At 60.0% G+C, this 24,390-nt stretch carries 23 protein-coding genes; 11 read left to right on the top strand and 12 right to left on the bottom strand.

The genetic code is table 11. The features are described from left to right. Window positions 1–27 precede the first annotated feature (27 nt). Genes PVE73_RS21570 through iaaH form a run of 6 tightly spaced genes read left to right on the top strand, consistent with a single transcriptional unit; the run spans window position 28 to window position 6,201 of the window. Entirely contained in the window at window positions 28–1,332 is a 1,305-nt protein-coding gene (locus PVE73_RS21570) for an ABC transporter substrate-binding protein (protein ID WP_277364210.1), read from the top strand. Between the two features lie 8 nt (window positions 1,333–1,340). Further along, a complete protein-coding gene (locus tag PVE73_RS21565; protein WP_277364209.1) occupies window positions 1,341–2,147 on the top strand; it encodes an ABC transporter ATP-binding protein in 807 nt (268 codons plus the stop codon). Beyond that, a complete protein-coding gene (locus PVE73_RS21560; protein WP_277364208.1) occupies window positions 2,137–2,850 on the top strand; it encodes an ABC transporter ATP-binding protein in 714 nt (237 codons plus the stop codon). The genes PVE73_RS21565 and PVE73_RS21560 overlap by 11 nt, the downstream gene beginning before the upstream one ends. A gap of 8 nt (window positions 2,851–2,858) precedes the next feature. Further along, window positions 2,859–3,737, top strand: coding sequence for a branched-chain amino acid ABC transporter permease (locus PVE73_RS21555; RefSeq protein ID WP_277364207.1), 879 nt, complete (start codon window positions 2,859–2,861; stop codon window positions 3,735–3,737). Continuing rightward, the gene (locus PVE73_RS21550; protein ID WP_277364206.1) at window positions 3,734–4,756 is read left to right on the top strand and encodes a branched-chain amino acid ABC transporter permease; all 1,023 of its coding nucleotides are present in this window, start codon (window positions 3,734–3,736) and stop codon (window positions 4,754–4,756) included. The genes PVE73_RS21555 and PVE73_RS21550 overlap by 4 nt, the downstream gene beginning before the upstream one ends. Then, window positions 4,756–6,201 (top strand): indoleacetamide hydrolase, encoded by a 1,446-nt coding sequence (gene iaaH, locus PVE73_RS21545; protein WP_277364205.1) that lies wholly within the window; start codon window positions 4,756–4,758, stop codon window positions 6,199–6,201. The genes PVE73_RS21550 and iaaH overlap by 1 nt, the downstream gene beginning before the upstream one ends. Before the next feature lie 198 nt (window positions 6,202–6,399). On the opposite strand, the gene PVE73_RS21540 is transcribed toward iaaH, so the two are convergent. The 12 genes from PVE73_RS21540 to PVE73_RS21485 form a co-directional block, all read right to left on the bottom strand. Further along, on the bottom strand, window positions 6,400–7,314 hold the full coding sequence (locus PVE73_RS21540; protein WP_277364204.1) for an FAD-dependent monooxygenase: 915 nt from the start codon (window positions 7,312–7,314) through the stop codon (window positions 6,400–6,402). A 498-nt stretch (window positions 7,315–7,812) separates the two neighbouring features. Continuing rightward, window positions 7,813–8,277, bottom strand: a complete 465-nt coding sequence (locus PVE73_RS21535; RefSeq protein WP_277364203.1) for a group III truncated hemoglobin — start codon at window positions 8,275–8,277, stop codon at window positions 7,813–7,815. Next, window positions 8,274–8,489, bottom strand: a complete 216-nt coding sequence (gene ccoS / locus PVE73_RS21530; protein ID WP_277364202.1) for a cbb3-type cytochrome oxidase assembly protein CcoS — start codon at window positions 8,487–8,489, stop codon at window positions 8,274–8,276. Before ccoS ends, PVE73_RS21535 begins: the two co-directional genes overlap by 4 nt. A gap of 6 nt (window positions 8,490–8,495) precedes the next feature. Beyond that, window positions 8,496–10,751: a cation-translocating P-type ATPase gene (locus tag PVE73_RS21525; RefSeq protein ID WP_277364201.1), complete on the bottom strand. Its 2,256-nt coding sequence runs from the start codon at window positions 10,749–10,751 to the stop codon at window positions 8,496–8,498. Beyond that, window positions 10,748–11,524, bottom strand: a complete 777-nt coding sequence (locus PVE73_RS21520) for a DUF2189 domain-containing protein (protein WP_277364200.1) — start codon at window positions 11,522–11,524, stop codon at window positions 10,748–10,750. Before PVE73_RS21520 ends, PVE73_RS21525 begins: the two co-directional genes overlap by 4 nt. A gap of 12 nt (window positions 11,525–11,536) precedes the next feature. Further along, window positions 11,537–11,740 carry a hypothetical protein gene (locus PVE73_RS21515; protein WP_277364199.1) on the bottom strand — a complete coding sequence of 68 codons (204 nt, stop codon included), beginning with the start codon at window positions 11,738–11,740 and terminating at the stop codon, window positions 11,537–11,539. Next, window positions 11,737–12,615, bottom strand: coding sequence for a cytochrome-c oxidase, cbb3-type subunit III (gene ccoP / locus PVE73_RS21510; protein WP_277364198.1), 879 nt, complete (start codon window positions 12,613–12,615; stop codon window positions 11,737–11,739). Before ccoP ends, PVE73_RS21515 begins: the two co-directional genes overlap by 4 nt. A 3-nt stretch (window positions 12,616–12,618) precedes the next feature. Then, the gene (locus PVE73_RS21505) at window positions 12,619–12,789 is read right to left on the bottom strand and encodes a cbb3-type cytochrome c oxidase subunit 3 (protein WP_277364197.1); all 171 of its coding nucleotides are present in this window, start codon (window positions 12,787–12,789) and stop codon (window positions 12,619–12,621) included. Between the two features lie 3 nt (window positions 12,790–12,792). Continuing rightward, on the bottom strand, window positions 12,793–13,527 hold the full coding sequence (gene ccoO, locus PVE73_RS21500; protein WP_277364196.1) for a cytochrome-c oxidase, cbb3-type subunit II: 735 nt from the start codon (window positions 13,525–13,527) through the stop codon (window positions 12,793–12,795). Between the two features lie 2 nt (window positions 13,528–13,529). Continuing rightward, entirely contained in the window at window positions 13,530–15,188 is a 1,659-nt protein-coding gene (gene ccoN, locus PVE73_RS21495) for a cytochrome-c oxidase, cbb3-type subunit I (RefSeq protein ID WP_277364195.1), read from the bottom strand. 168 nt (window positions 15,189–15,356) lie between these two features. Beyond that, complete coding sequence (locus PVE73_RS21490) at window positions 15,357–15,812, bottom strand: pseudoazurin (RefSeq protein WP_277364194.1); 456 nt, start codon at window positions 15,810–15,812, stop codon at window positions 15,357–15,359. Window positions 15,813–16,058: 246 nt separating this feature from the next. Beyond that, window positions 16,059–16,535 (bottom strand): Rrf2 family transcriptional regulator, encoded by a 477-nt coding sequence (locus PVE73_RS21485; protein WP_277364193.1) that lies wholly within the window; start codon window positions 16,533–16,535, stop codon window positions 16,059–16,061. 210 nt (window positions 16,536–16,745) lie between these two features. Between PVE73_RS21485 and PVE73_RS21480 the strand changes: the two genes are divergently transcribed. The 5 genes from PVE73_RS21480 to narI all read left to right on the top strand — a co-directional run bounded on the left by PVE73_RS21480 (window position 16,746) and on the right by narI (window position 24,357). Continuing rightward, window positions 16,746–17,183, top strand: a complete 438-nt coding sequence (locus PVE73_RS21480) for an NnrU family protein (protein WP_277364192.1) — start codon at window positions 16,746–16,748, stop codon at window positions 17,181–17,183. Between the two features lie 371 nt (window positions 17,184–17,554). Then, window positions 17,555–21,343 (top strand): nitrate reductase subunit alpha, encoded by a 3,789-nt coding sequence (locus tag PVE73_RS21475; RefSeq protein WP_277364191.1) that lies wholly within the window; start codon window positions 17,555–17,557, stop codon window positions 21,341–21,343. After that, on the top strand, window positions 21,340–22,866 hold the full coding sequence (gene narH / locus PVE73_RS21470) for a nitrate reductase subunit beta (protein ID WP_277364190.1): 1,527 nt from the start codon (window positions 21,340–21,342) through the stop codon (window positions 22,864–22,866). The genes PVE73_RS21475 and narH overlap by 4 nt, the downstream gene beginning before the upstream one ends. Next, on the top strand, window positions 22,863–23,564 hold the full coding sequence (gene narJ, locus PVE73_RS21465) for a nitrate reductase molybdenum cofactor assembly chaperone (protein WP_277364189.1): 702 nt from the start codon (window positions 22,863–22,865) through the stop codon (window positions 23,562–23,564). Before narH ends, narJ begins: the two co-directional genes overlap by 4 nt. 10 nt (window positions 23,565–23,574) lie before the next feature. Continuing rightward, window positions 23,575–24,357: a respiratory nitrate reductase subunit gamma gene (gene narI, locus PVE73_RS21460; RefSeq protein ID WP_277364188.1), complete on the top strand. Its 783-nt coding sequence runs from the start codon at window positions 23,575–23,577 to the stop codon at window positions 24,355–24,357. Window positions 24,358–24,390 lie beyond the last annotated feature (33 nt).

Genomic DNA, 24,390 nt, shown 5'->3' with positions numbered 1-24,390 from the left:
AATTTCTAGCGACTGGAGGAGGAAACCATGGACAGTCAAATTAATCGTCGGAATTTCTTCAAAGGCTCTGCTCTGCTTGCGGGCAGCGCCGGTCTATTGGTTGGCGCGAACGGAACTGCATACGCGAGCGGTGAGCCGATCCCCATTGGTCAGGCCGCGCCGTTGACAGACTTTGCAGCCGCGGATGGCGTCGAGTTCCGGAACGGGCTCCTCCTCGCATGCGAGGAGATCAATGCCCTGGGCGGCGTGCTGGGCCGTCCGTTGGAGCCCTATTTCGAAGACACCAAGCAGATGGGGGATGCCACCAACGTCCAGGCCGTACAGCGACTGATCGATCGGTATGCCGTACACGCCGTCATAAATGGCTACAACCTCGGTTCCGGCTCTGCCGTCCAAGACGTCATCGCGGATGCGGGGATTATCTACATGCACAACGACACCTCGCGTGGACACGGGGCGCTCGTGGAGTCCGATCCGCAACGCTATTTCGGTTCGTTTCAGACCGACCCGGCAGAAATTTGGTACGGCACTGGTCTTCTCAAGTTCCTCAAGAGTCTTGAGGACGACCGTTCTTTCAGCCGTCCCAACAACAAGATGGCGATCATCCTGTCGGCAGGAACGTACGCTTCGAACATAGCCAATACCGTTCGCGACGGCGCTGCGGAATTTGGCTGGGATGTCAGTCTTTATGAAACGGTCAATGTGCCCATTTCCGAGTGGGGACCAACTCTTGCAAAAATCCGCCAAGATCCGCCCGCCGTCATCGTTGTCACCCACTACTTCCCGGCGGACTTGGCGCAGTTCATGATTCAGTTTATGAACAACCCCACGCCGAGCCTCGTCTACATGCAATACGGGCCTTCGGTGAAATCCTTCCGGGACATTGCCGGCGAGGCCGCGACCGGCGTCGTGTTCTCCACGGTCATTGGCGCTCTCCAGGATGAGATAGGACTGGAGTTTGAACGGCGCTATAAGGAGCGCTTCGGCGCTGATGCCGGACACAACTCTGGAATGCAGTCGTATAACGGCGCTTGGATCTGGGCGACAGCTGCTGCAGTTGCGGGCGGTTCTGGTGAGCCTGGAAATGACGCGCAGAACCGAAAAGTCGCGGACCGGATCCGTTCGCTGATTTTCAGGGGCGTGGGGGGAACTACGCGCTTCACTGCCGGTGCCCAGGACGTCTATTCATATCCAGGCTCTGTCGATGATCCTTCTCTTGGGATGCCGCATCAATTCCTTCAGATACAGGAACATACGGCGGAGCCAGACCTGATCGCGCCATGGCCATACGGGAAGTCAGCCTTCATGCTGCCGCCCTGGATGAAGGGGTGAGTTCGACGATGTCTGCCACCCTCTCACCCCCCTTGTTGTCCTGTCGAAATGTCACAAAGCGATTTGGTTCGCTGGTTGCCATTGACGATTTGAGCTTCGATCTGCCTGCAGGGGAAATCCTCGGCATCGGCGGCCCGAACGGCGCCGGAAAGACCACCTTGTTCGAGATCATCTCGGGACATAACACGGCCACAAGCGGCCAGATCCTGCTCGAAGGACGGGATGTGACACGCTGTTCGCCCGTGCAGATGTGCCATGCGGGCATGGCACGGGTTTTCCAGCTGAACACGGGCTTCGATAGCCTGAGTGTCCGCGACAACGTGCGCGTGGCGGCCTATTACGGCCGCCGCAACCGCATTGTCCCGGGTATCAGCATGGAGCCTGCGGTCGAGGAAGCGGTCGATGCGGCGCTGCGCGATGTCGGGCTGGCGGGGAGCGACGACTGTCTGACGGCGACGCTGCCCGTGCTCGACCGCAAGCTTCTGATGCTTGCGAGCGCCCTGGTGATGAAGCCAAAGTTGCTGCTGCTCGACGAGCCGGTTGGCGGGCTCACGCATAAGGAAATCGATCATGTGGCAGAGATTGTCAGAGGGGTCGCGGCCACGGGCGTGACGGTTCTGTTAATCGAGCATGTCATGCGGTTTTTGGTCCAGCTCTCCACGCGGGTGCTGATCCTGCATCACGGCCGGAAGCTTTACGAAGGCCCGGCCGCGGGGCTCGCCAATGACCGCGACGTTGTGGACGTCTATCTGGGCAAGGGTGCCGGTGAATATGTCGCGGCGTTAACCGCCGGGGATGCGCAACATGTCGGCTGAACTCTCGATCCGAAACCTTACCGCCGGCTATGGCGCGCAAGTTGTTCTGCGCGATCTCTCGCTCGAAGTCAGAGCGGGAACGCTTGCGGCGTTGATCGGACCGAACGGCCATGGCAAGACGACGCTGCTGCGCGCGATTTCCGGGCTTGTGCCGATCACGGCCGGGCAGATCACTCTCGCCGGAACCCGTATCGACCCTCTTCGACCGGACGCGATCGTCGCCAGCGGCATCGTCCATGTCCCGCAGGGAGATCTCCTCTTCCCCGACATGACCGTTCTGGAAAACCTCCGCATGGGCAGTTATCTGCCTGCCGCCGCGCGGCTCGAGAAGCAGCGGCTGGAGGAGGTTTTTTCGCTGCTGCCCAAGTTGCGCGACCGGCAGCAGCAGGCGGCCAGCACGTTGTCCGGAGGGGAAAGGCGGATGGTCGGCATTGGCCGCGGCCTGATGACCTCGGGGCGGATCCTGATGCTGGATGAGCCTTCCCTGGGTTTGGCGCCGATCATCATCGATCAGATCTACGATGTGATCGACACCCTGCGCGGGTCCGGGCGGACGGTGATTCTGGTCGAGGAAAATGCAATGCGCGCGGCGGATATCGCTGACGAGGTGCATCTTCTCGACCACGGCAGCATCGCGTGGTGCGGAAAAGGTTCGGAAATGTCCGGTCGGCCGGAATTGCTCGAAACCTATCTTGGATCCTAGAGGGGCCGATGGACACAATACTTCAAATTCTTGCTTCCGGCCTCACCTTGGGCGCCATGTACGCGATATCCACCGCAGGGCTTGCGCTGGTTTTCGGCGCGATGAACATGCTCAATATGAGCCATGGCGCGATCCTGGCGCTTGGCGGGTATCTTTCCTATTTCGCTGTCGGCGGGATGGGCTTGCCGGCCCCGGTCGGGGTCGCCTTCGCGGTGCTCGTCTGTGCTGCCGTCGGTGTCTTGATCTATCAGATTGTCGCGCGGCCGATGCTCCGGTCCGCCAATTTCGAGACCCGCATCTTTATTGCCACGATCGGCGTGGGTGTCATTCTCGAAAGCATCATTCTGGAAACCTTCGGGCCGCAACCCAAGCCGCAGCCGGTTTCGATGCCGGGTTCGCTGACCCTGGCTGGCGTGCATCTGCCCTACCAGAACCTCATGATCCTTGGCATCGCCATGCTGCTGATGGCGGCGCTGGGGTTTGCCCTCCAGAAAACACGGATCGGGAGAGCCATTCGGGCAACTGCCCAGAACAGGGACGCCGCCCAATTGATGGGGGTGCGTATCGGCTATGTCTATGCCCTCGTTCTGGCAATTTCGGGCGGGCTGGCCGCGGTATCAGGCATAACGATTTCCTCCCTCTCCAGTCTGCTTCCCAATATGGGTGCGGATCCCATGCTCAAGGCGTTCATTATCTGTGTGGTTGCCGGGCTGGGGAGTCTTCCCGGCAGCGTGATGGCGGCGCTTTTCATCGGCGTCTTGGAGGCAATCGTCCAGTATGTTTTTGGTGTCCGTTTCAGCTTCGCACTCCTGCTCATCCTGGTGATCATTGTACTTATCGGCCGACCGCAAGGCGTATTCGGCCGCGTTCAGGGAGTTCGGCTATGACCGCGCGGCAGCGAGACATAACTCTGTGTCTGCTCTTTTCGGGTCTTGCAGCGCTTCTGCCGCTCGTGTCCGAAGTCAGATACACGGTTACGCAGACGACATTCTTCTTCATCTGGGCCACCGTCGTTGTCCAGTGGAACCTCGTCTTCGGGATCGGCGGTATCTTCTCCCTGGCTCAGATGGCCCTGTTCGCCATTGGCGCCTATACGACCGCCATGCTGGGATATTATTTCGGCACCTCGATGATCCTTGCCATGCCGATAGGTGCCCTGTTGGCGGTTCTGTTCAGTGTCGCGCTTGGCCTTGCCTGCCTGAAGCTGCGTGGCCCCTATGTCGCTTTGCTCACGCTGTGCGTTGCCCAGGTCCTCTATCTGACCATCGTCAACGATACGGACTGTTTCACCAACCCGCCGTCTGGCTGCATGCCGCTGATGGGTGGCGTTCGTGGATTTTCCAGGTTTGGCGATCTCGGCTTTCGGGAGCTGCTTGGTTCCGGGTTTTATGTCGGTCGCTACTATGTCGGCCTAGCGATTTTGACGGTTGCGATGATCGTTTCGATCATCGTCATCCGCAGCCCGATGGGGCTTGCGTTTCAGGCTCTGCGCGACAACCCGGTCTACGCGGCCGCGCGCGGCATGGACCGCTTCAAATACCAGCTGTGGATCTTCGGTCTGTCGGCGTTCTTTACCGGACTTGCAGGATCGTTCTATGCGGTCAACACCGGCGCGGTGGGGCCGGTGGTGTTCTCTTTCTCGCATTTGCTGTTCCTTCTCTCCATGATCATTGTCGGCGGGGTCGGGACAATCTGGGGGCCGATCGTCGGGGCGCTTTTGTTGATGTGCGCGGAGGAGGCCATGCGGGAGCTTGGCGATATGCGGGATATCGGCATGGGGCTGATTCTGGTGGTGTGTGTGGTTCTGATGCCGCGCGGCATTGTGGGGCTGTTCGAGGACCTCGTCCGCTCGCGCACAGCCCGGACGGCGGATGCAGCTCCGCTGCCGAGACGGGAGACCGTCTGATGAAACCAAAACACACGGCGCGGAGTGCGACCGAACTCCTGAAATCGTTGCGCGAGGGCGAAACGACCGCCGAAGCGGTGGTGAAAGAGGCTTTGGAAAGAGTCCAGGCTCATGCAAACCTGAACGCCTTCATAGGCGTATATGCTGACGATGCTTTGGAACGGGCGCGGACTATCGATCAGTCGCGCCGCCAGGGCGAGCGGCAGGGATCGCTCGCGGGGCTTCCTATCTGCATAAAGGACAATATTGACGTAAAAGGCTGGTTCACGACAGGCGCAACGCCGTCGCTCGCGGGATTGATGGCGCAACGCACCGCAAGTGTGGTCGACCGCCTCCAGGAAGCCGGAGCGATTGTCATAGGGAAAACCAACCTGCACGAATTGGCGTTTGGGATCACGAACACCAATTTTGGCGGGACCTACACATCCACTCGCAATCCCCACGACCCGCTGCGAATTACCGGAGGTTCCTCCGGTGGAACGGCTGCCGCAGTAGCCGCAGGCATCGTCTCGGCGGGTTTGGGAACGGACACATCCGGATCCATTAGAATTCCCGCATCCCTCTGCGGCATTGCGGGTTTACGTCCGTCCGTCGGCGACGGGGGGAAACAGAGGCGCTACCCATGTGATGGTGTGCTGCCCATAAGCCACACCAACGATACGGTCGGCCCGATGGCGGTGTCGGTGGCGGATCTCGCGTTGCTTGATGCTGCGATCTGCGGCGGAGAGGTCGCGGAGCCAGTGCCGCTTTCGCAGGTTACGCTCGGCCTGCCGAAGTGCTTCTGGGATGCTCTCGATCCCAAGGTTGAAACTGTCTGCCATGCACTGTGCAATCGACTGAAAGAGCAGGGTGTAACGTTTGTTGAGGTCGATCTTCCTGGACTGCGCGGTCTTCTGGAAAAGATTTCAGCGCCGGTGGTGCTACATGAGCCCATCGCCGACATACCCGCATATCTGGCACAAAACGGATACGGCGAAATTACCTTAGCAAACATCGCCGAAAAGATCGTCAATCCTGATGTGCAAGCAGCATTCGATTTGATCTTACGGGACGCATTGGGGGAGGCTTACGAAGCGGCAGTCTCCATCTACCGCCCGCAGCTTTGCAACCTTTATGAGCGCGTCTTCAACGATGCTCGATTGGATGCTCTTCTGTTTCCAACAACTCCAGTTCCCGCGATCGAAGCTATCGATGATGCTTTTGGAACGATCGATATTCCCGATGTCGGAACTGTCAAAGTATTCGACACGTATATCCGCAATACGGATCCCGGTGCCAATGCCGGTCTGCCAGGCCTCACTATTCCCATTGGTGCCACGGAGCAGGGCCTACCTGTTGGTATAGAGCTCGACGGTCCCGTTGGAAGCGACAGAAGACTCCTTGGTATCGGTCTGTCCCTGGAGGCTATACTGGCCTGGCGTGGCGATGCCGTTCCTGCTGCATGATGGAGCTTTCGTGACGTATCAGCGGCAGCAAGGCACCTGCTCGATGCAGAGGAATAGCCCGCTTCAGATTTCCCGAGATTCACCCGATTTGGATCGATGCAGACTGTTTTCGAAACATTTCTGGAGCGCACATCGGAAAGCATAGATGAGGTGAATTTCCGCGACGCATTGGCAGACGCGGCGAAACACCTTGGTCTTCTACGTGGTCTTACAAGCAAGCTTTATCTCCGAACGGATTGCATTGCTGAAATAGCGCCCCAGCAAGGCGCGCGGCATGTGCCGCATTACGAAATTGCGGAACCGGAAGGCAAAGGCGCTCTGCGGGATGAAGACTGCGGCCATCTTGCGGCTGCGCGTTTGAAGACGGCCGATGATCGGGCGAAGACGCTTCTCATGATGTGCGAGAGACTCCTGCAGATCGCCGTTCGTCTTTAATGCCTCTCCGAGCATCTCGGCGGAGGCGAGTGCCATGCCTGCTCCTTGCCCAGAAACGAGGGTCAGACAGTGGGCTGCGTCACCCAATAAGAGCACTCTGCCCCTTGACCACTTAGGCAGTTCGATCATCGTCAGACTGTCGATCACAACAGAATCGTCCTTCCGGCCTGTATGATCGAGCAGCGTGCGCACCTGCAAATGGCTACGAGCACTGACTTCTCTCAACAGACCTACCTTGTCCTCCGTCCGTTCCAGGCCGGTGCGTTCGTCCCGCCAGACATGCATGGCGGCAAGACGGCCGTCGTGCAGCGCATAATATTCGGCCAGATGGCCGGGCTCGACATAGGATACGAAATCGGTCGCGAAGTCCTTCGGCGCGTCGACGTCGTAGACAGAAAAATAGTAGCCGAGCGGCTGAAGGCAGTTTTCGTGCGAACCGAAAAGACGTCGGCGGATGGTGGAGCGAAAGCCATCCGCGCCGATCATCAGATCGGCATGCAATGTCTCACCGCTTCCGAGCGTTACTTCGACGCAATCGCCCTTGTCCTCGAAGCCGGATATCGTCTCGCCAAAGCGGATCGAGCCGGTCTCCGGCAGGATCTCCGCGAGCGAGCGAACAAGATCTGTCCTCAGTACCGCGAGATAAGGCAGATCGCGGATGAAATCGCGGTAGCGCAACCGCAGCAATTCACGCCCGGTACTTTCTATGCAGCAGCCGTCCTCATCCTCGTAAGACGCAGCGCACGCCAATCATGAGCAGTTTCGGCACGGACCCCAAGAATGGCACCCAAGCGCATCCGCAGATGATTATTCCAGCGCGTAAAAGAGACGCAGATACCTGAAATGATTGAAGAAGTTTTGTAGAGGAAGAGCAATATCGTCGTGTCACTGCAGTGTGGCGGTGAATTCAATTGCTAAAGTTCACCGAAATTTGCTCAACGTAGGGTTCGGACCAGTTCGAAACTCTCTCTGTTCGCCTGATCGAGCGAGGCCGGCTCGAGGTCCCGGATCGTGTTCCTCGGATCACCTTTGCCACTAATCACTCGCCACTCCAATTGAGCGGCTGTATAGTGGTTATCTTCGCGTCTCACTGCCCTTCTGCCGAGCGAGCCATAGAAGGCAAAGGGTGATCAGCGCTGAAGGTCCGCTATGTTATAGACCGGAACATCACGGCTACTACAGGCTCTGCTCAAGGATAGGCTGCATAAGAAGCGTATCCTCGCCGCGGCTGAAGGCGATGGCCAGCCGGAAGGAATGGGCGATGCGCATCGCCCGGTCCATGAACAGGGCGGCCACATCTGGCGGGCACAAGCCCTGCACCGTCGCCCTGAACAGGCTGAGCCAGCGGCGGAAGTGCATCTCGCCCAGCCCCGGCAGCGCCAGATGCGGCGGCAGCGGGCGCCCGTCATAGCGACCGGTTCGCAGCAGGGTTGCCGACCAGAAGTCGCACATCTTGTCGAGATGGCGCGGCCAGTCCTGCGGGGCGATGGCGTCGTTGAAGATCGGTCCGAGCAATTCGTCGCTGCGGATACGGTCGTAGAAGCCGTGAACGACGGAAACGATCATTGCCTCGTCCAGCACGTCGGGCAGCGGCTTTCCGTCCACTACGATGGTGCGCTGTGGCGCGGGACGTCCCTTCATCCGGTGTTCTCCTTGTCCGAATTGTGCGCGGCATTGCCGAAGGTCACTTCATCGCCTCCGGCTTTGTAATCTTCCTCATCGAGAAAGATGCGTTCGGCCGCTCCGTCCAGGTCGTCATACTGTCCGCTCCTCAGCGACCAGAAGAAGGCAGCGAGCGCGACTCCGCCCAAACCCAGAGCCAACGGGACCAGATAGACCAGACTGTTGCCCATCTCGGTCTAGGCTCCAGATGCCGTGCGAAGAGCGTCTTGCGGCGCATGCCCTACAAGGCGGGATTTCCGCGGGGCGGCACTGCCTGCCCTCAGGCGCAGCGCATTGGCCACCACCAGGATCGAGGAAAATGACATTGCGAGAGCGGCAATCAGCGGCGTCACATGGCCGGCAAGGGCGATAGGCAGTGCAACGGCATTATAGGCGATTGCCAGCACGAAGTTCTGGCGTACCAGCCGCCCGGCCGCCCGCGAAACATCGAGCGCCATGGGTACGGCATCGAGTCCATCACGCAGGAACACGAAATCCGCCGCATTGCGACCGATATCGGCAGCACTCGCCGGCGCCATCGAGACATGGGATGCGGCAAGTGCGGGCGCGTCGTTGAGACCATCGCCGACCATCAGCACCTTGCGGCCTTCACGGGCGAGCGTGTCGAGCCGTTCGACCTTTTCGGCGGGAAGCAGGCCGGACACAGCGTCATCGATGCGGAGCTCTCTTGATATGTTGGCAACAGCGTCGGCTCCATCGCCCGAAAGGATGGCGAGCCGCAGGCCCTTACCGCGCAGCGTATCAACCGCATCCGTTGCTTGTGGGCGCGGCGTCTCGTCGAACCGGAACCGAGCCACCAATTGCCCTTCGCGCGCAAGAACGGTTCCTTCTTCCTGACCGCTTGCCTCTTGGCCGAGCGCCCAGCCGGCACGGCCGAGGCGGTAGGGGACGGCGTCGACACGCGCCTCAATGCCTAGTCCCGGCCGTTCCACCACGTCGGAGAGCGAATGGCCAGCAACGGGTGCCTCCTTCGCAATCGCCCGCGACAGGGGATGGATCGAATGGCTCGCCAGCAGCCCGGCAATGGCGAAGTGCCGCGGAGCGATGGTATCGGCGTCTATCAGGCTCGGTCGGCCGAGCGTCAGAGTGCCGGTCTTGTCGAAGACAACGGTATCGATCTCGGCCATGCGCTCCAGTGCCGAGCCGTCCTTGACCATGATACGGTTCTCGAACAGACGGCGCGCCGCCACCATCTGCACCATGGGAACGGCAAGCCCCAGCGCACAGGGACAGGTGATGATCAACACGGCAATCGCGATGGTGATGGCGCGATGCCAGTCTCCGGTCGCAAGGATCCAGCCAAGGAATGTCAGGAAAGCAACCGAGTGAACGACCGGGGAATAAAGCGCTGCTGCCCGGTCAGCCAGGCGGCGGTAGCGGGCACGCCCGCCTTCCGCAGCCTCCATCAGCTTGACCATCTCGGCGAGAAAGGAATTCCCCGCAGATACCGATGCCCGGATCACCAGCGGACCGGAGAGGTTGAGCGTGCCGGCGCGCACGGTCGAGCCGGACGCGACTCGCTGCGGCTCGCTTTCGCCAGTGATGATGGCGCAGTCGAGTTCGGAGGCGCCGTCTTCTACGACAGCGTCCACCGGTACGCGCTCGCCGGCGGCAATCGCGATCCGCATGCCGGGCTCGATTTCACCGGTCGGCAGATAGTCGCGCCGCCCATCCCCGCGCAGTACGGTGGCGCCGCGCGGGGCGAGCCTTATCAGTCCGTGTACGGCCGATCGTGCCTTCTCGCGCATCAGATGCTCGAGTGTGCGGCCGATAAGCAGGAAGAAGATGAGTGCGGTCGCAGCATCGAAATAGGCGTGCGGACCGTTATCGATCGTGTCGTAGAGGCTCAGTCCGAACGCCATGCACACGCCGATGGAGATCGGCACGTCCATATTGGTGCGACCGCTGCGAAGCGCCACCCAGGCCGATGTGAAGAAGATGCGGCCGGAATAGAGAAGACACGACAGCGCCAGCCCTGCCGCGATCCAGTGAAACGCATGACGGGTCGTGGCATCGGCGCCGGACCAGACCGAGACCGACAGAAGCATGATGTTCATGGCGCAAAAGCCGGCCACGGCCAGCGCTCGTATCAGGCGCTGCAGTTCAGGGTCGGCCTTGTCGTCGTCATTGCCGGTCAGGTGGCCGGGAAAACCCAGCTTGCCCAGGGCAGTTAGCAGGTCGGGAGGTGTATCGCCGCGCCACTGGACGCCGACACGCTTGCTCGACAAGTTGACGCGGACCTGTTCGACGCCGGGTAGCTTCGCCAGGCCCATTTCGACGGTGTGGATACAGCCGGCGCAATGGACCTCTGGTACGGCAATGTCAGTCTCGTGGAGTCCCCCACCCAGATCCCGGCTTGCCAACCGCAATTCTTCCCGCGCCGTAGTCCGGCCGGCGTCGGCAGCCAGATCTATGGGCGCGCAGCAGCTCATCGGATCGCTTTGTAACTGCGCCAGGTGGCGTGACCGAGCAGAGGAAAGATGGCGATCAGGCCGACAAGCCCAGTCACGACACTGACCAAAAATAGGGTAAGCACGATGGCGCCCCACATCAGCATGACCGGCAGGTTCCTGAAAACGAGCGAAATCGAGGTGCCCATGGCGGTGAAGGCATCGACCTTCTCCGCCAGAAGCATGGGAACAGCGAAAGTGCTGATGGCGAAGGAAAAGGCGGCAAACAGCCCACCGACCGCCGTTCCCACCAACAACATGCCCCAGCCTTCGGGGGTGGAGACGAGCAGCGATGCGACATCGCCGAGGCCGGGAAACGGCCTCAAGCCGAAAAAGAGTGCGTAGATGATAACGGCGGCCCGCATCCAGACCAGCATCAGGAGGCACAGGATCGCGCCGGTGAACCAGACCTGTGCCCCGGATTTGGCTCTGACGAAGATCATGCGCAGCAGGCTGGGCAGGTGGCCGTCCTCGATGTCACGGCTTTTTTGGTAGAGGCCGATGGCAACCAGTGGACCGACCACCATGAAGCCGGCAAGGGCCGGAAACAGTATGTAGTCGAGCTGGAATCTGAACATCCCCCACACGATAACAATCGACAGGAAGAAGACCAGGAGCCCGTAAGCGAGGCTCGGCAGCGGCCTGAACCAGAGATCCTTCCATCCGGCTTTCAGCCAGCCGAAAGCGGCGCTTGCCGGCAGATTGCGTTGGCGCTGGACAGAAAGGGGAAGCGGTGCGTTTTCCGTATGTCCCATATCGACCTCCTCTCAACAGGCCGACCTTGCGGCACGATAGGTTCCGTTGCCGTCCGCCTTCTCATGCGGCACGCAGTCGGGCTGGGAACCGAGTGCCACATAGACGAGATGAGCATTGGCGCCGATAAACAGCAGCGCACCGGCAACAACGACCATTGCCGAGACCATGCGCCAGTTGACGGCGCTATCGCGCGTTTCCCGCGTGCCTGCGCTCATGGCGAATCTCCAGCAAGCATGCCCACATAGAGCGTGAGGATCTTGATATCGACGGGCGAAAGCCGGTCCTGCCAGTGCGGCATATGCCCCTGCCTGCCGGCATAGATGGTCGTCATGATAGACTGTGCATCGCCGCCGTAGATCCAGTTGCCGTCGGTCAGGTCCGGCGCGCCGACTTCATGCATCCCTGCGCCGTTTTCTCCATGACATGCGGCGCAGTTCGTTGCGAAAAGCTCCTCGCCCTCGCTGAGGCGTCCTTGATCCGCTTCGCTCGGTTCCTGACCGGAGAGCGACCGGACATAGGCCGTGACACTCCTTCGTTCTTCCCGGTTGAGAACGCCCATCTGTCCGAATGCCATCATCTCGGAGAACCGTGTCTCGTCATGGGTGGAGTTGATGCCGACACGGACGGTCTCCGCGATCGTTTCCGGGTCGCCACCCCATAGCCAGGATCCAGTCGTCAGGTTGGGGAAGCCGGGGCCACCGGTTCCGCCGCTTCCGTGACAGACTGCGCAATTATCGGCAAAGAGTGTGCCTCCAGTATCCTTAACATGGCGCATGAGGTCGGGATCGGCGGCAATCGTCGCAAAGTCCTCCTCGGCGATACGCGCGGTCCATACCGTGCGCGCGGCTGCGGCATCCTCCACCTGTCTGGTCACCACATCGCGCTGATCTATGCCGAGAAGGCCCCTCGAGTAGGTCCAGCCGAGCGGCCAAGCCGGCATCAACAGCCAATAGACGACAGAAAACAGCACCGCCGCCGCTAGAAACAGGAACACGACTTTAGGGATCGGCGTTTCGAGTTCCTCAATTCCGTTCCATTCATGCCCGGTTGTCATGCGGCCGGTGACGGGATCGCGTTTCTCAATGCTCATATCCTATTTCCCCGGCCGATCGGTGCTGTCCAGAATGCTGTGCTTTGCGCGCTCGAAACGTTTACGGTTCGAGGGCCATAGGGCGTAAATCAACACGCCGATGGACAGGGCGATCAGGTAAAACAACCCCCAGCTCTTGGAAAATGCGACGAGCGTATCGTGGTCGAACCCCATGGTTCACTCCTGCGTCGATGCGGTCTGCTCATGGGCGGCATCGGTCAGACGCCCGAGAACCTGGAGGTAGGCGACAAGCGCATCCATCTCGCTCACGCGACCGGGATTGCCATCGAAGGCGCGAATATTGGTTGCCTCGCCGTAGCGTTCGCTTATACCGCCAGCCTGCGGGCTATCGGGGCTGGCTTGTCCGTAGGCATCGGCCGTTGCGTTCTCGATCATCTCGTCTGTATACGGGACGCCAACCGCTCGCTGAGCGGTCAGATGATCGCCGAGATCGCTGGTCCTAAGCGCGTTGCGCTGCAGCCATCCATAGCGAGGCATGACCGATTCCGGTACCACATCGCGTGGATTGATCAGATGCGCGACATGCCAGGCATCGGAGTATTTGCCGCCCACACGCGCCAGATCCGGACCCGTCCGCTTGGATCCCCAGAGCATGGGATGATCGTATTGTGACTCGGCTGCCAGCGAATAGGGGCCATAGCGCTCCACTTCATCTCGCAAGGTGCGGATCATCTGCGAATGACAGGCATAGCAGCCTTCGCGGATATAGATGTTGCGGCCGGCCAGTTCCAACGGCGTATAGACGCGCATGTCGGGAGCGTCCTCTACTGTTTCATCGATAGTGAACAGCGGGGCGATCTCGACCAGGCCTCCGATCCCCGAAACGAGGATGATGGCCAGTACGAAGCCGATGGCGTTCCGCTCGATCTTTCGATGAAAAAACTCACCCATAGTCACTCTCCCGGCTGGACCGCCACGCCGACCGGTCGCTTGACTGGAATGTCCTGCTCATCCGTAATGCCGCCCGCCCGCGCCATTCGGATGGTCATGGCGATATTGTAGGCGCCCACCGCCGCGCCGAGCAGGAAGCAAAGGCCACCTATCGTGCGCGCGATGTAATAGGGATGCATGGCAACAAGGCTGTCGACGAAGGAGTAGGCAAGCGTGCCGCTGTCATTATAGGTGCGCCACATCAGGCCCTGGATGATGCCCGAATTCCACATCGCGAAGACGTAGACAACGCTACCCGTCAGCGCGAGCCAGAAGTGAACCTCCACCAGAGCAGGCGAATACATGCGCTCCTGTTTCCACATCCACGGCACCAGCGCGTAGAGCGAACCGAAGGTGATCATCGCCACCCAGCCGAGCGCGCCGGCATGGACATGACCGACCGTCCAATCGGTATAGTGCGACAGCGAGTTGACGGCGCGGATCGCCATGAACGAGCCCTCGAAGGTGGAAAGCCCGTAAAAGACCGCCGCGACCATCATGAAGCGGAGCGTGGCATCGGTACGTACCTTGTCCCAGGCGCCGTTTAGCGTGGCAAGCGCATTGCCCGCCGATGCCCAGGACGGCACCAGAAGCATGACGGAAAAGGTCATGCCCAACGACTGTACCCATTGTGGCAGCGCCGTGTAGTGCAAGTGGTGCGATCCCGCCCACATGTAGAAGAAGGTGATGCCCCAGAAGCTGATGATGGAGAGCCGATAGGAGAAGATCGGCCGCCCGGCGCGCTTGGGAAGGTAGTAGTACATCATGCCGAGAAAGCCGGCCGTCAGGAAGAAGGCCACCGCGTTGTGGCCGTACCACCACTGCACCATGGCGTCCTGCACGCCGGAATAAACCGAATAGCTCTTGGCCGAACCCCACCCGATCGGTACAGCGAGATTGTTGACGATGTGCAGCACGGCCACGACCAGGATGAAGGCCATATAGTACCAGTTGGCGACGTAGATATGCGGCTCCTTGCGTCGCTGCAGAGTGCGGATGTAGATGAGGAAATAGACCACCCAGACAATCACCAGCCAAATATCGGCATACCACTCAGGCTCGGCATATTCCTTCGACTGAGTGACGCCGATCAGGTAGCCCGACGCCGCGACAATGCAGAACAGATTGTAACCGATGAGGACGAACCACGGGCTGAACTGATCGGGAAGCCGCGCCCGCGAAGTGCGCTGCAGGACATGGAAGGACGTGGCAATCAGCGCATTGCCGCCGAAGCCGAAGATCACACCAGATGTATGCACGGGACGGAGACGCCCGAAGCTCGCCCAAGCCTGGTCGACGAAAGTAAGTTCGGGCCATGCCAGAAGCGCCGCCACCCACACGCCGAAGAACATGCCGATCACGGCCCAGATCATGGCAAAAACAATGCCTGCCTTGGTTGGATCGTCGTAATATTGCGACAACCTCTCATCCGAAGGTTCCGGATCGTAAAATCCGGACAGAACGCACCAGAACAGCACGCCGCTGAAGGCAAGGACGATAAAGCCGTGGATGCCGAGCAAATCGGCACGTCCGCCGGCAGCCATTGCGAGACCACACAGCGCAAGCAGAAACAGGATCGCCAAGGAAAGTTGCCGTTCCGAAACTGTTAATCCCGATACCATGCTAATAAACTCCTCTGCGTTCACCGTGCCGACATGCGGTCGGTGAGATCACGCAGCTGCGACAGGCAACACTTCGCTACAATGAAATTGTCCCAGTGGCAGACACTTCCCAAAAGCCTTCCACCTTCGCGCGCTCGACCGCGCCAGCGTCCAGCCTTGTAGGCGAGGTTATCGGGCAGCGCTCTGAACCTTATCGAGTTCCTCAAAAAGCGTGGTGAACACTTTCCCAGCCTTACCCGGATGCTTGACTTCAGCCACCTCGTTCCTGTTTTCGGGCTCGCCGACGACAACAAGCGCCACCATTCCCATGCCGTAATGCGGCTTGCACTTGACCCCATAGGCGCCGGGCTGTTCGAAAGTAACCGTCAGCTCCTTGTTCATTTTTCCGGTGAAGGCTTCAGCACCTGCCGGGAGCATCTCCTTGATGCTCTCGACATTGTGGCCCTTGTCGGTTGCAACAAAACGGACGCTGTCGCCCGGCTGGATGGTGATCAGATCGGGCTCGAAGACCATCACGCCTTTTTCGCCGCGATTGAGCATCTTCACCTCGACTTCTGCCGCCTGCACACCATTCAGGGCGACAATTGCCATGGCTCCAGCCGCAAGCACCGACAGGTAACGCATGAAGTCTCTCCTTGTTGTCAATTCTTCGGATCGGGATGGTCTTCACAGAAGCAATTTGCGGCGCAGACCCCGATGCAGGCCGAAAGTTTGCGCTCTAGGGAAATTCGATGACAACTCGGGTCACGACCGCCTTCGCTTCAACACTAAAAGATGGATACTCAATATATCTTTATGGTCAACCGTATTCCGGTCAGTGCGATCACCTGTCGCAGATCCCTGCAGTCAGCTGAAATGGATCGATGAGATCTAGTTCCGCTCACCGGATGCAGCGACAAGGTGCGGTCCCCGGGTGCCCATGGATTCCGCACGCGGTATGAAATCTCGCGGACTAAGGACGATATCGGCGAGCGTGTACCGGTGGAGAGTCGCAACGAATGAATTCAACGCTTCGTTCAAGACCATCGGGAGACGGCAACTGCCCGTAATGACGCATTGGTTGCCCGTGGCGAAACACTCGACGAGCGCGAAATCAGGTTCCGTCGCCCGCACCACCTCGCCGAGATTGATGTCTTCGGGACGCTTCGCCAAGGTGAACCCGCCGGACCGTCCGCGCACACCTTTGATGTAGCCCGTTCGTGTGAGGATATTGACGACCTTCATGAGATGGGCGCGTGAAATATCATAGGTCTTGGCCGTCTCGTCGATCGTGACGAGGCGGTCACCTGCCGTCGCCGCGTACATCAAGACGCGAAGAGCATAGTCCGAGAATGTTGTCAGGCGCATATTGTCTCCCGATCACAAGGGCGCACTTGTGTCCCTGTCGGCCATACGAGTTTCAATTGCAGGCTAACATCCACTGAAACTGGGAATGTCGTTCGGCTGCTCCACTGAATCAAGATACCTGCTTGTCACAAGATGCCGCATTGCGTCCGCGTATCTATATGATGACTATTAAATGAATCTTTTTGGCTTGTCCAATGGTGTGTCCAATCCATGGCTGCGTTTTTGGTCGCGATCACTGCTTTTGTTGTTGCTCATATCGTCCCGCCAGCGCCGCCAGTTCGTGCTCGCCTCGTCGTCTGGCTCGGAAGGAGAACCTATCTCGCCTGCTACTCAGCCCTCTCGACGGTCCTCATTGTCTGGATCATTCTGGCTGCGCGGCGTGCATCCTACCTGCCGCTGTGGGAGTCAGCTGAATGGCAGGCGTGGGTTCCGATAGTCACCATGCCGTTTGCGTTATGGTCGCTCATTGCCGTCCTGACGGAGTCCAATCCGCTCTCAATATCCCTACGCATAGTCGGCTCGGACACCGAGCACGGTTCGGCAGCAACGGTGACACGGCGTCCGGTGCTCTGGAGCTTTGCTCTCTGGGCTGGCAGCCACATTGCGTCCAATGGCAACGTCGTTTCGCTATCCTGTCTAGACGAGTGAACGTGAGCGGCGGAAGCCATCTGGCTCACCATAGTGGCGGCGGTAGCCGTCTATATCTGGTTCCTCTTCCAAAGGCATGAATCCCTCATCGGGCCTCACCCGCTGACTTGGATACGATCGTGACAACGGTCCCACGCCGTAGGCGCGCCCTATTGTCGCTTCGAGAATGGGACGAGAAGGCTAATGGTTGAAACCGCTCGGCAGTGCTCTGGAATTGGCGGTCTTACGCCCAACACTACGGCGTCGTTGATCAAATAAGTCGGCCGACTGCGGTTGACCTTGATAACGATATCCCGCACGCTAGTTGAACATCCGAGACATTGCTGACGATCGATTATCGCGAACGGAATACGCCTGGAGGGGGCTAGCCGATGAGCCATTTTTTAGATCGACTGACCTATTTTCGTAGGGATCAGGAAACATTCTCGAGTGGCCACGGCATTACGACGCGAGAAAGCCGCAAGTGGGAGGATGCTTACCGGAAGCGCTGGGCGGCGGACAAGATCGTACGCTCCACGCACGGTGTGAACTGCACCGGATCCTGCTCCTGGAAGATCTACGTCAAAGGCGGGATCGTCACTTGGGAGACCCAGCAGACGGACTACCCGCGGACGCGTCCCGATCTGCCCAATCATGAGCCGCGCGGCTGTCCGCGGGGTGCCAGCTATTCCTGGTATCTCTATTCGGGAACACGCATCAAGTATCCGCTCGTGCGTGCCCGGCTGATCAGACATTGGCGTGAGGCGCGGAAGACGATGAGTCCGGTCGCCGCCTGGCGATCGATCGTCCAGGATGGGGCGAAGCGCCGCGACTGGGTGGCCAAGCGCGGCCGCGGTGGTTTCGTGCGCGTGGGTTGGGATGAGGTCAACGAGATCATCGCCGCGGCCAATGCGTATACGATTCGCGAGTACGGGCCAGACCGGGTGGCCGGGTTTTCGCCCATTCCAGCTATGTCTATGATCTCTTATGCGGCCGGCTCCCGCTATCTCTCGCTGCTCGGCGGCACCATCCTTTCCTTTTACGACTGGTATTGCGACCTGCCGCCCTCTTCGCCGCAGGTTTGGGGGGAGCAGACCGACGTGCCGGAGAGCGCTGATTGGTACAATGCGGGCTTCCTGCTGGTCTGGGGTTCGAATGTGCCGATGACGCGCGCGCCCGATGCCCATTTCTACTCTGAAGTGCGATATCGGGGCGCAAAGAGCATCGTCATCGCGCCGGACTATAATGAGGCGGCCAAGTTCTCCGACATGTGGCTGCATCCCAAGCAGGGCACGGATGCGGCCCTGGCTCTGGCGCTCGGCCACGTGGTATTGCGCGAGTTCTATCTGGACAGACAGTCTGAATATTTTACCAGTTACACTCGGCGCTATTCCGACTTCCCGCTGCTCGTCACCTTGAGCGAACGCGACGGACATCTGGTGCCGGACCGCATGCTGCGGGCGGCCGATCTGGCGGACTCTCTCGGCGAGACGAACAATCCCGACTGGAAGGCTGTCGGGATCGACGAGATCAGCGGCGAGCTCGTGGCGCCGCTTGGCTCAAGCGGCTTCCGCTGGGGCGAGGAAGGCAAGTGGAACCTCGAGGAGCGTGACGGCAAGGGTCGCGATATCCGGCTGCGCATGAGCCTCGCCGACGCGCATGACGATAACGTGCCGGTCTCCTTTCCCTATTTCGGTGGCAGCGCGGCGCACGACTGGGTCGCCACCGGACACGAACGGGTCCTCAAGCGCAACGTCCCGGTACGAGAGATTGAGCGTGCCGATGGTAGCAAGGTGCGGGTTGCTACGGTCTTTGACCTCTACTGCGCCAATTACGGTCTCGATCGCGGTTTTGGCGGTGAAAACGTCGCCAAGCATTTCGACGATGACATCCCGTTCACGCCTGCCTGGGCGGAGAAGGTGACCGGCGTGCCGCAGCAAGCCATTATCCAGGTTGCGCGCGAGTTCGCCGCCAACGCCGAGACCACCGAGGGGCGATCCATGGTGATCCTCGGGGCCGGACTTAACCACTGGTACCATATGGACATGAGCTACCGCGGCATCATCCAGCTTCTGGTGATGTGTGGTTGCATCGGCAAATCCGGCGGCGGATGGGCGCATTATGTGGGGCAGGAGAAGCTGCGTCCGCAGACCGGCTGGCTGCCGCTCGCTTTTGCGCTCGACTGGAACCGACCTCCACGGCAAATGAACGGTACTTCCTTCTTCTACGCTCACAGCGACCAGTGGCGTTACGAAACGATGAAGGTCTCCGAGCTCCTTTCACCGCTGGCGCCGGCGGGGGATTGGTCAGGCGCAATGCTCGACTACAACATCCGCGCCGAGCGCATGGGGTGGTTACCGTCTGCACCGCAGTTCGAAACCAATCCGTTGGATCTCGGCCGCAGCATCGCCGAGGACGGGCGCGATCCCGGCGAGGTAACGTCGGAGGAGCTCAAATCCGGCAAGATCAGGCTTGCCAACGCCGATCCCGACAACCCGCGCAACTGGCCCCGCAACATGTTCTTCTGGCGCTCGAACGTGCTGGGCGCCAGCGGCAAGGGGCATGAATATTTCCTGAAGCACTTCGTCGGCTCGTTGCACGGCGTGGTGGGGACCGACGACCGCGAGGAAATCCAGCGGCCCGACGAAGTCGTCTGGCGCGACGAGGCTCCCGTCGGCAAGCTCGATCTCATGGTCAATATCGACTTTCGCATGTCGACTACCAGCGTCTATTCCGACATCGTTCTGCCGACAGCGACCTGGTACGAGAAGCACGATCTCAACACCACGGACATGCATCCCTTCGTTCATCCGTTGACCGCGGCGGTGGACCCTTCATGGGAGGCACGCAGCGACTGGGCCATTTTCCGCGGCCTTGCACAAAAGTTCTCGGACGTTGCGCCTGAAGTGCTCGGCATCGAGAAGGATTTGGTACTCTCGCCGATCCAGCACGACACGCCGGGCGAGCTTGGCCAGCCCTACGAGCCGAAGGACTGGAAGCGCGGCGAATGCGATCCGGTCCCTGGCAAGACCATGCCGAACGTGCATCTGGTCGAGCGCAACTATCCCGAGACCTTTCACCGCTTTACGTCCTTCGGTCCTGACATCGAAAAGCACGGCAATGGCTCCAAAGGCCTGATCTGGAAGGCGGAGCGCGAAGTCGAGCAGCTTGGAAACCTGAACGGACGTGTTCTAGAGGGACCGGCCGCCGGACGGCCGAAGGTCGATTCCGATATCGATGCTTGCGAGACCATCTTGATGCTGGCGCCGGAGACGAATGGCGAGGTGGCGATCAAGGCTTGGGACGTGCTTTCAAAGGCGACGGGCCGCCCACATGCGCATCTAGCGGAAGGCAAGGAGGAAGAGAAGATCCGCTTCCGCGACGTGGTCAGCCAGCCGCGCAAGATCATCTCTTCGCCGACCTGGTCGGGCATCGAGAGCGAGAGGGTGTGCTACAACGCCGGCTACACCAACGTCCATGAGCTAATCCCCTGGCGCACCATAACAGGTCGCCAGCAGCTTTATCAGGACCACCACTGGATGCGCGCCTTCGGCGAAGCTTTCGTGACTTGGAAGCCGCCGATCGACACACGGAGCGTGGCGCGGGCACTTGGGAAGTTGCCCAACGGCAATCGTGAAATCGTACTGAACTTTCTGACGCCGCACCAGAAGTGGGGGATTCATTCCACCTATACCGAAAACCTCATCATGCTGAGCCTCAACCGCGGCGGACCAGCAGTGTGGATCAGCGAAAAGGACGCGGCTGAGGCAGGCATCGTCGACAATGACTGGATCGAGGCGTTCAACGTCAATGGCGCGCTGACCGCCCGGGCAATCGTCAGCCAGCGGATCATGCCGGGTTCGTGCATCATGTATCACGCGCAGGAAAAGCTGGTGAACACGGTCGGCTCGGAGGTCACCGGCCAGCGCGGCGGCATCCACAATTCCGTCACGCGCATCAATATGAAGCCGACGCATATGATCGGCGGCTATGCGCAACTGGCCTACGGCTTCAACTACTACGGTACCGTGGGCGCCAATCGCGATGAAATCGTCATCATTCGGAAAATGAGCGAGGTGAACTGGTTCGACAAGGCTGCCGACGACGCCGCGGATGTAACGGGCGGAACCGCCGATTGGGGCACCGGAAGACAGGAACGCAAGGAGGAGGCCGCGGAATGAGAATCCGAGCGCAAATCTCGATGGTCTTGAACCTCGACAAGTGCATCGGCTGCCACACCTGCTCGATCACCTGCAAGAATGTGTGGACCAACCGCGAAGGCGTCGAATACGTCTGGTTCAACAATGTCGAGACAAAGCCCGGCATCGGCTATCCCAAGGACTGGGAGAATCAGAAGCGCTGGAAGGGCGGCTGGGTCAGGAAGAAGAACGGTAAGCTCGTTCCGCGTCAGGGTTCGAAATGGCGCATCCTGTCGAAGATCTTCGCCAATCCCCATCTGCCCGAAATCGACGATTTCTACGAACCTTACACCTTCGAATACGAGTGGCTGCAAAAGGCGCCCGAACTGCAGGCGCAGCCCTCGGCCAAGCCGCGCTCGCTGCTTACCGGATCGGTCATCAACAAGATCGAATGGTCCGGCAATTGGGAGGACATGCTTGGCGGAGAGTTCGAAAAGCGCAGCAAGGACTACAATTTCGAGGGCGTCGAAAAGGAGATTTACGGCGAGTTCGAGAACACCTTCATGATGTATCTGCCGAGGCTGTGCGAGCACTGCCTCAATCCGTCCTGCCTCGCCTCCTGCCCGTCAGGCGCGATCTACAAGCGCGAGGAAGACGGGATCGTGCTGATCGACCAGGAAAAGTGTCGTGGCTGGCGCATGTGTGTCTCGGGCTGTCCGTACAAGAAGATCTATTACAACTGGTCAACGGGCAAATCCGAAAAGTGCATCTTCTGCTATCCGCGCATCGAGACGGGCCAGCCGACGGTCTGCTCCGAGACCTGTGTCGGTCGGATCCGCTATCTCGGCGTCGTGCTCTACGACGCCGATAGGATCGAAGCGGCGGCCTCTGTCGAGAACGAGCAGGACCTCTATCCGGCGCAGCTTGGCGTTTTCCTTGATCCGCATGACCCCGAAATACAGGCCGAGGCGCGGGCGCAAGGGATTCCCGATCAGTGGATCGAGGGGGCGATACGCTCGCCCATCTACAAGATGGCGGTGGAATGGAAAGTCGCCTTCCCGCTCCATCCCGAATACCGCACGCTGCCGATGGTCTGGTACGTACCCCCGCTTTCCCCCATCCAGTCGGCACACGAGGCTGGCAAGATCAGCGCCAAGGACGGCATGCCGGATGTGCGCAGCCTGCGTATCCCGATGCGCTATCTCGCCAATCTCCTGACGGCGGGTGACGAGGAACCGGTGGCGTCCGCGCTGGAGCGCATGCTTGCCATGCGTGCCTATATGCGCGCCAAGAGCGTCGACGGCCGGATCGATCCCTCCATTCCGGAGCGTGTCGGACTGACCCAGGCCATGATCGAGGACATGTACAAGGTCATGGCCCTGGCGAATTACGAGGACCGCTACGTGATTCCGACGGCGCACCGAGAGACTCAGGAGGACGCCTATGTGCTTCGAGGCTCAACCGGATTCGGCTTCCAGGAGGACACCAACGGCGCCACGAAAATGAATCTCTTCGGCGGTGCAAAGCGCACGCCCCGCAAACCCTATATGGACGTGCCGACATGAGACTGACGCTGCGCGCCCAGGCTGCCCTGCTCGGCTATCCGTCGCCCGAGCTTCAGGCGCATATAGGCGAGATTCGCGCCGCACTCCTATCCGAGAAGACACTGCCGCGCGCCGCGATGCGCCGCCTTGAGCCGCTGCTCGCACGGCTCGAGACACAGGATTTGCTCGAGGCGCAGGCGGATTATAGCGAGCTCTTCGACCGCTCTCGCGCTCTTTCTCTGCATCTGTTCGAACATGTCCACGGCGATAGTCGCGAGCGTGGTCAGGCGATGATCGATCTCGGCCAGCAATATATCGACCGTGGCTATCTGCTTGAGACGCACGAGTTGCCGGACTTCGTTCCCGTCTTCCTCGAGTTCGTCTCGTGCCTGGCGCCGGCAGAAGCACGCGAGATGCTCGGCGAGCCTGCCCACGTCTTCGCTGCACTCGAACAGCGTCTTGCCGATCGCGGCTCGGACTATTCGGCGATTTTCGGCGCCCTGCTCGCGCTCGCGGCAGCCCGGCCGGACAGCGTTGCACTCGAGGAATTGCAGAAGAATGCACCCTCCGACGATCTCGCCAGGATTGACGAGGAGTGGGAGGAAAAGCCGGTAACGTTTACCGAGCCGCACGATATGGGAGGGCCAACCGGAATCGTTGCCAAGATCCGTGCGGCGCGCAAGGCAAAGATGGAAGCGCAGGCAAAAACGAAGGCATGAGGAGAGTGCGATGAACGACTTTCTCAATCAGTTGGCCTTCGGCTGGTATCCGTACCTGGCGCTGACAGTGCTGTTCGTCGGCTCGATCTTGCGTTTCGATGCGGCCCAGTACAGCTGGCGCGCGCAGTCGAGCCAGTTCCTGCGCCGCAGGCAGATGATGATCGGCTCGAACCTCTTCCATCTCGGCGTGCTGGTGCTCTTCGTCGGCCATCTCTTCGGCCTTCTGACGCCGATCGGGGTGCTTGACACACTGGGCATCAGCCACGGCTTCAAGCAGCTGGTGGCCCTTGTCGTGGGCGGGATTGCTGGCATTATGGCCTTGATCGGGGCAACGATCCTTTTGCACCGGCGGCTGGCCGACCCCCGTGTTCGGCAGAGCTCCTCGATCGGCGACATTGCCGTTCTGGTGCTGATCTGGCTTCAGCTCGTGCTGGGCGTTGGCACGATCTACTGGACCATGCAGCATCTCGACGGCAGCGAAATGGTGCAGTTCATGGGTTGGGCGAGCGGAATCCTGACGCTGAATCCCGAGGCGCCGGACCTTATCGCGGACGTGGCTCTGATCTACAAGCTTCACATCATTCTTGGCCTGACACTGTTCATGATTACGCCATTCACGCGACTTGTGCATATCTGGAGTGCGCCGATCTGGTACCTGTTCCGTCCGGGCTATCAGATCGTCCGCTCGCTCGGGCCCGTGCGGCGGCGAGCTGCGGGGCCTGGCGCGCTGGGCGGATATGGAGCCCAGACGACAGCACGACAACAATCGGAAAGCGGGGAGAGCGGAGCATGAGCAACGCCACACATACGCAAAAGCCGAGAACCG

The organism is Chelativorans sp. AA-79, from assembly GCF_029457495.1.
GTDB lineage: Bacteria > Pseudomonadota > Alphaproteobacteria > Rhizobiales > Rhizobiaceae > Chelativorans.
This window is presented reverse-complemented; position numbering and strand designations above follow the sequence as displayed.

Excerpts from the sequence above, each read along its gene's own strand:
- PVE73_RS21570 (WP_277364210.1), top strand. The coding sequence starts at position 28 with ATGGACAGTCAAATTAATCGTCGGAATTTCTTCAAAGGCTCTGCTCTG.
- PVE73_RS21565 (WP_277364209.1), top strand. The coding sequence starts at position 1,341 with ATGTCTGCCACCCTCTCACCCCCCTTGTTGTCCTGTCGAAATGTCACA.
- PVE73_RS21560 (WP_277364208.1), top strand. The coding sequence starts at position 2,137 with ATGTCGGCTGAACTCTCGATCCGAAACCTTACCGCCGGCTATGGCGCG.
- PVE73_RS21555 (WP_277364207.1), top strand. The coding sequence starts at position 2,859 with ATGGACACAATACTTCAAATTCTTGCTTCCGGCCTCACCTTGGGCGCC.
- PVE73_RS21550 (WP_277364206.1), top strand. The coding sequence starts at position 3,734 with ATGACCGCGCGGCAGCGAGACATAACTCTGTGTCTGCTCTTTTCGGGT.
- iaaH (WP_277364205.1), top strand. The coding sequence starts at position 4,756 with ATGAAACCAAAACACACGGCGCGGAGTGCGACCGAACTCCTGAAATCG.
- PVE73_RS21535 (WP_277364203.1), bottom strand. The coding sequence starts at position 8,277 with ATGAAGGGACGTCCCGCGCCACAGCGCACCATCGTAGTGGACGGAAAG.
- ccoS (WP_277364202.1), bottom strand. The coding sequence starts at position 8,489 with ATGGGCAACAGTCTGGTCTATCTGGTCCCGTTGGCTCTGGGTTTGGGC.
- PVE73_RS21525 (WP_277364201.1), bottom strand. The coding sequence starts at position 10,751 with ATGAGCTGCTGCGCGCCCATAGATCTGGCTGCCGACGCCGGCCGGACT.
- PVE73_RS21520 (WP_277364200.1), bottom strand. The coding sequence starts at position 11,524 with ATGGGACATACGGAAAACGCACCGCTTCCCCTTTCTGTCCAGCGCCAA.
- PVE73_RS21515 (WP_277364199.1), bottom strand. The coding sequence starts at position 11,740 with ATGAGCGCAGGCACGCGGGAAACGCGCGATAGCGCCGTCAACTGGCGC.
- ccoP (WP_277364198.1), bottom strand. The coding sequence starts at position 12,615 with ATGAGCATTGAGAAACGCGATCCCGTCACCGGCCGCATGACAACCGGG.
- PVE73_RS21505 (WP_277364197.1), bottom strand. The coding sequence starts at position 12,789 with ATGGGGTTCGACCACGATACGCTCGTCGCATTTTCCAAGAGCTGGGGG.
- ccoO (WP_277364196.1), bottom strand. The coding sequence starts at position 13,527 with ATGGGTGAGTTTTTTCATCGAAAGATCGAGCGGAACGCCATCGGCTTC.
- ccoN (WP_277364195.1), bottom strand. The coding sequence starts at position 15,188 with ATGGTATCGGGATTAACAGTTTCGGAACGGCAACTTTCCTTGGCGATC.
- PVE73_RS21490 (WP_277364194.1), bottom strand. The coding sequence starts at position 15,812 with ATGCGTTACCTGTCGGTGCTTGCGGCTGGAGCCATGGCAATTGTCGCC.
- PVE73_RS21485 (WP_277364193.1), bottom strand. The coding sequence starts at position 16,535 with ATGCGCCTGACAACATTCTCGGACTATGCTCTTCGCGTCTTGATGTAC.
- PVE73_RS21480 (WP_277364192.1), top strand. The coding sequence starts at position 16,746 with ATGGCTGCGTTTTTGGTCGCGATCACTGCTTTTGTTGTTGCTCATATC.
- PVE73_RS21475 (WP_277364191.1), top strand. The coding sequence starts at position 17,555 with ATGAGCCATTTTTTAGATCGACTGACCTATTTTCGTAGGGATCAGGAA.
- narH (WP_277364190.1), top strand. The coding sequence starts at position 21,340 with ATGAGAATCCGAGCGCAAATCTCGATGGTCTTGAACCTCGACAAGTGC.
- narJ (WP_277364189.1), top strand. The coding sequence starts at position 22,863 with ATGAGACTGACGCTGCGCGCCCAGGCTGCCCTGCTCGGCTATCCGTCG.
- narI (WP_277364188.1), top strand. The coding sequence starts at position 23,575 with ATGAACGACTTTCTCAATCAGTTGGCCTTCGGCTGGTATCCGTACCTG.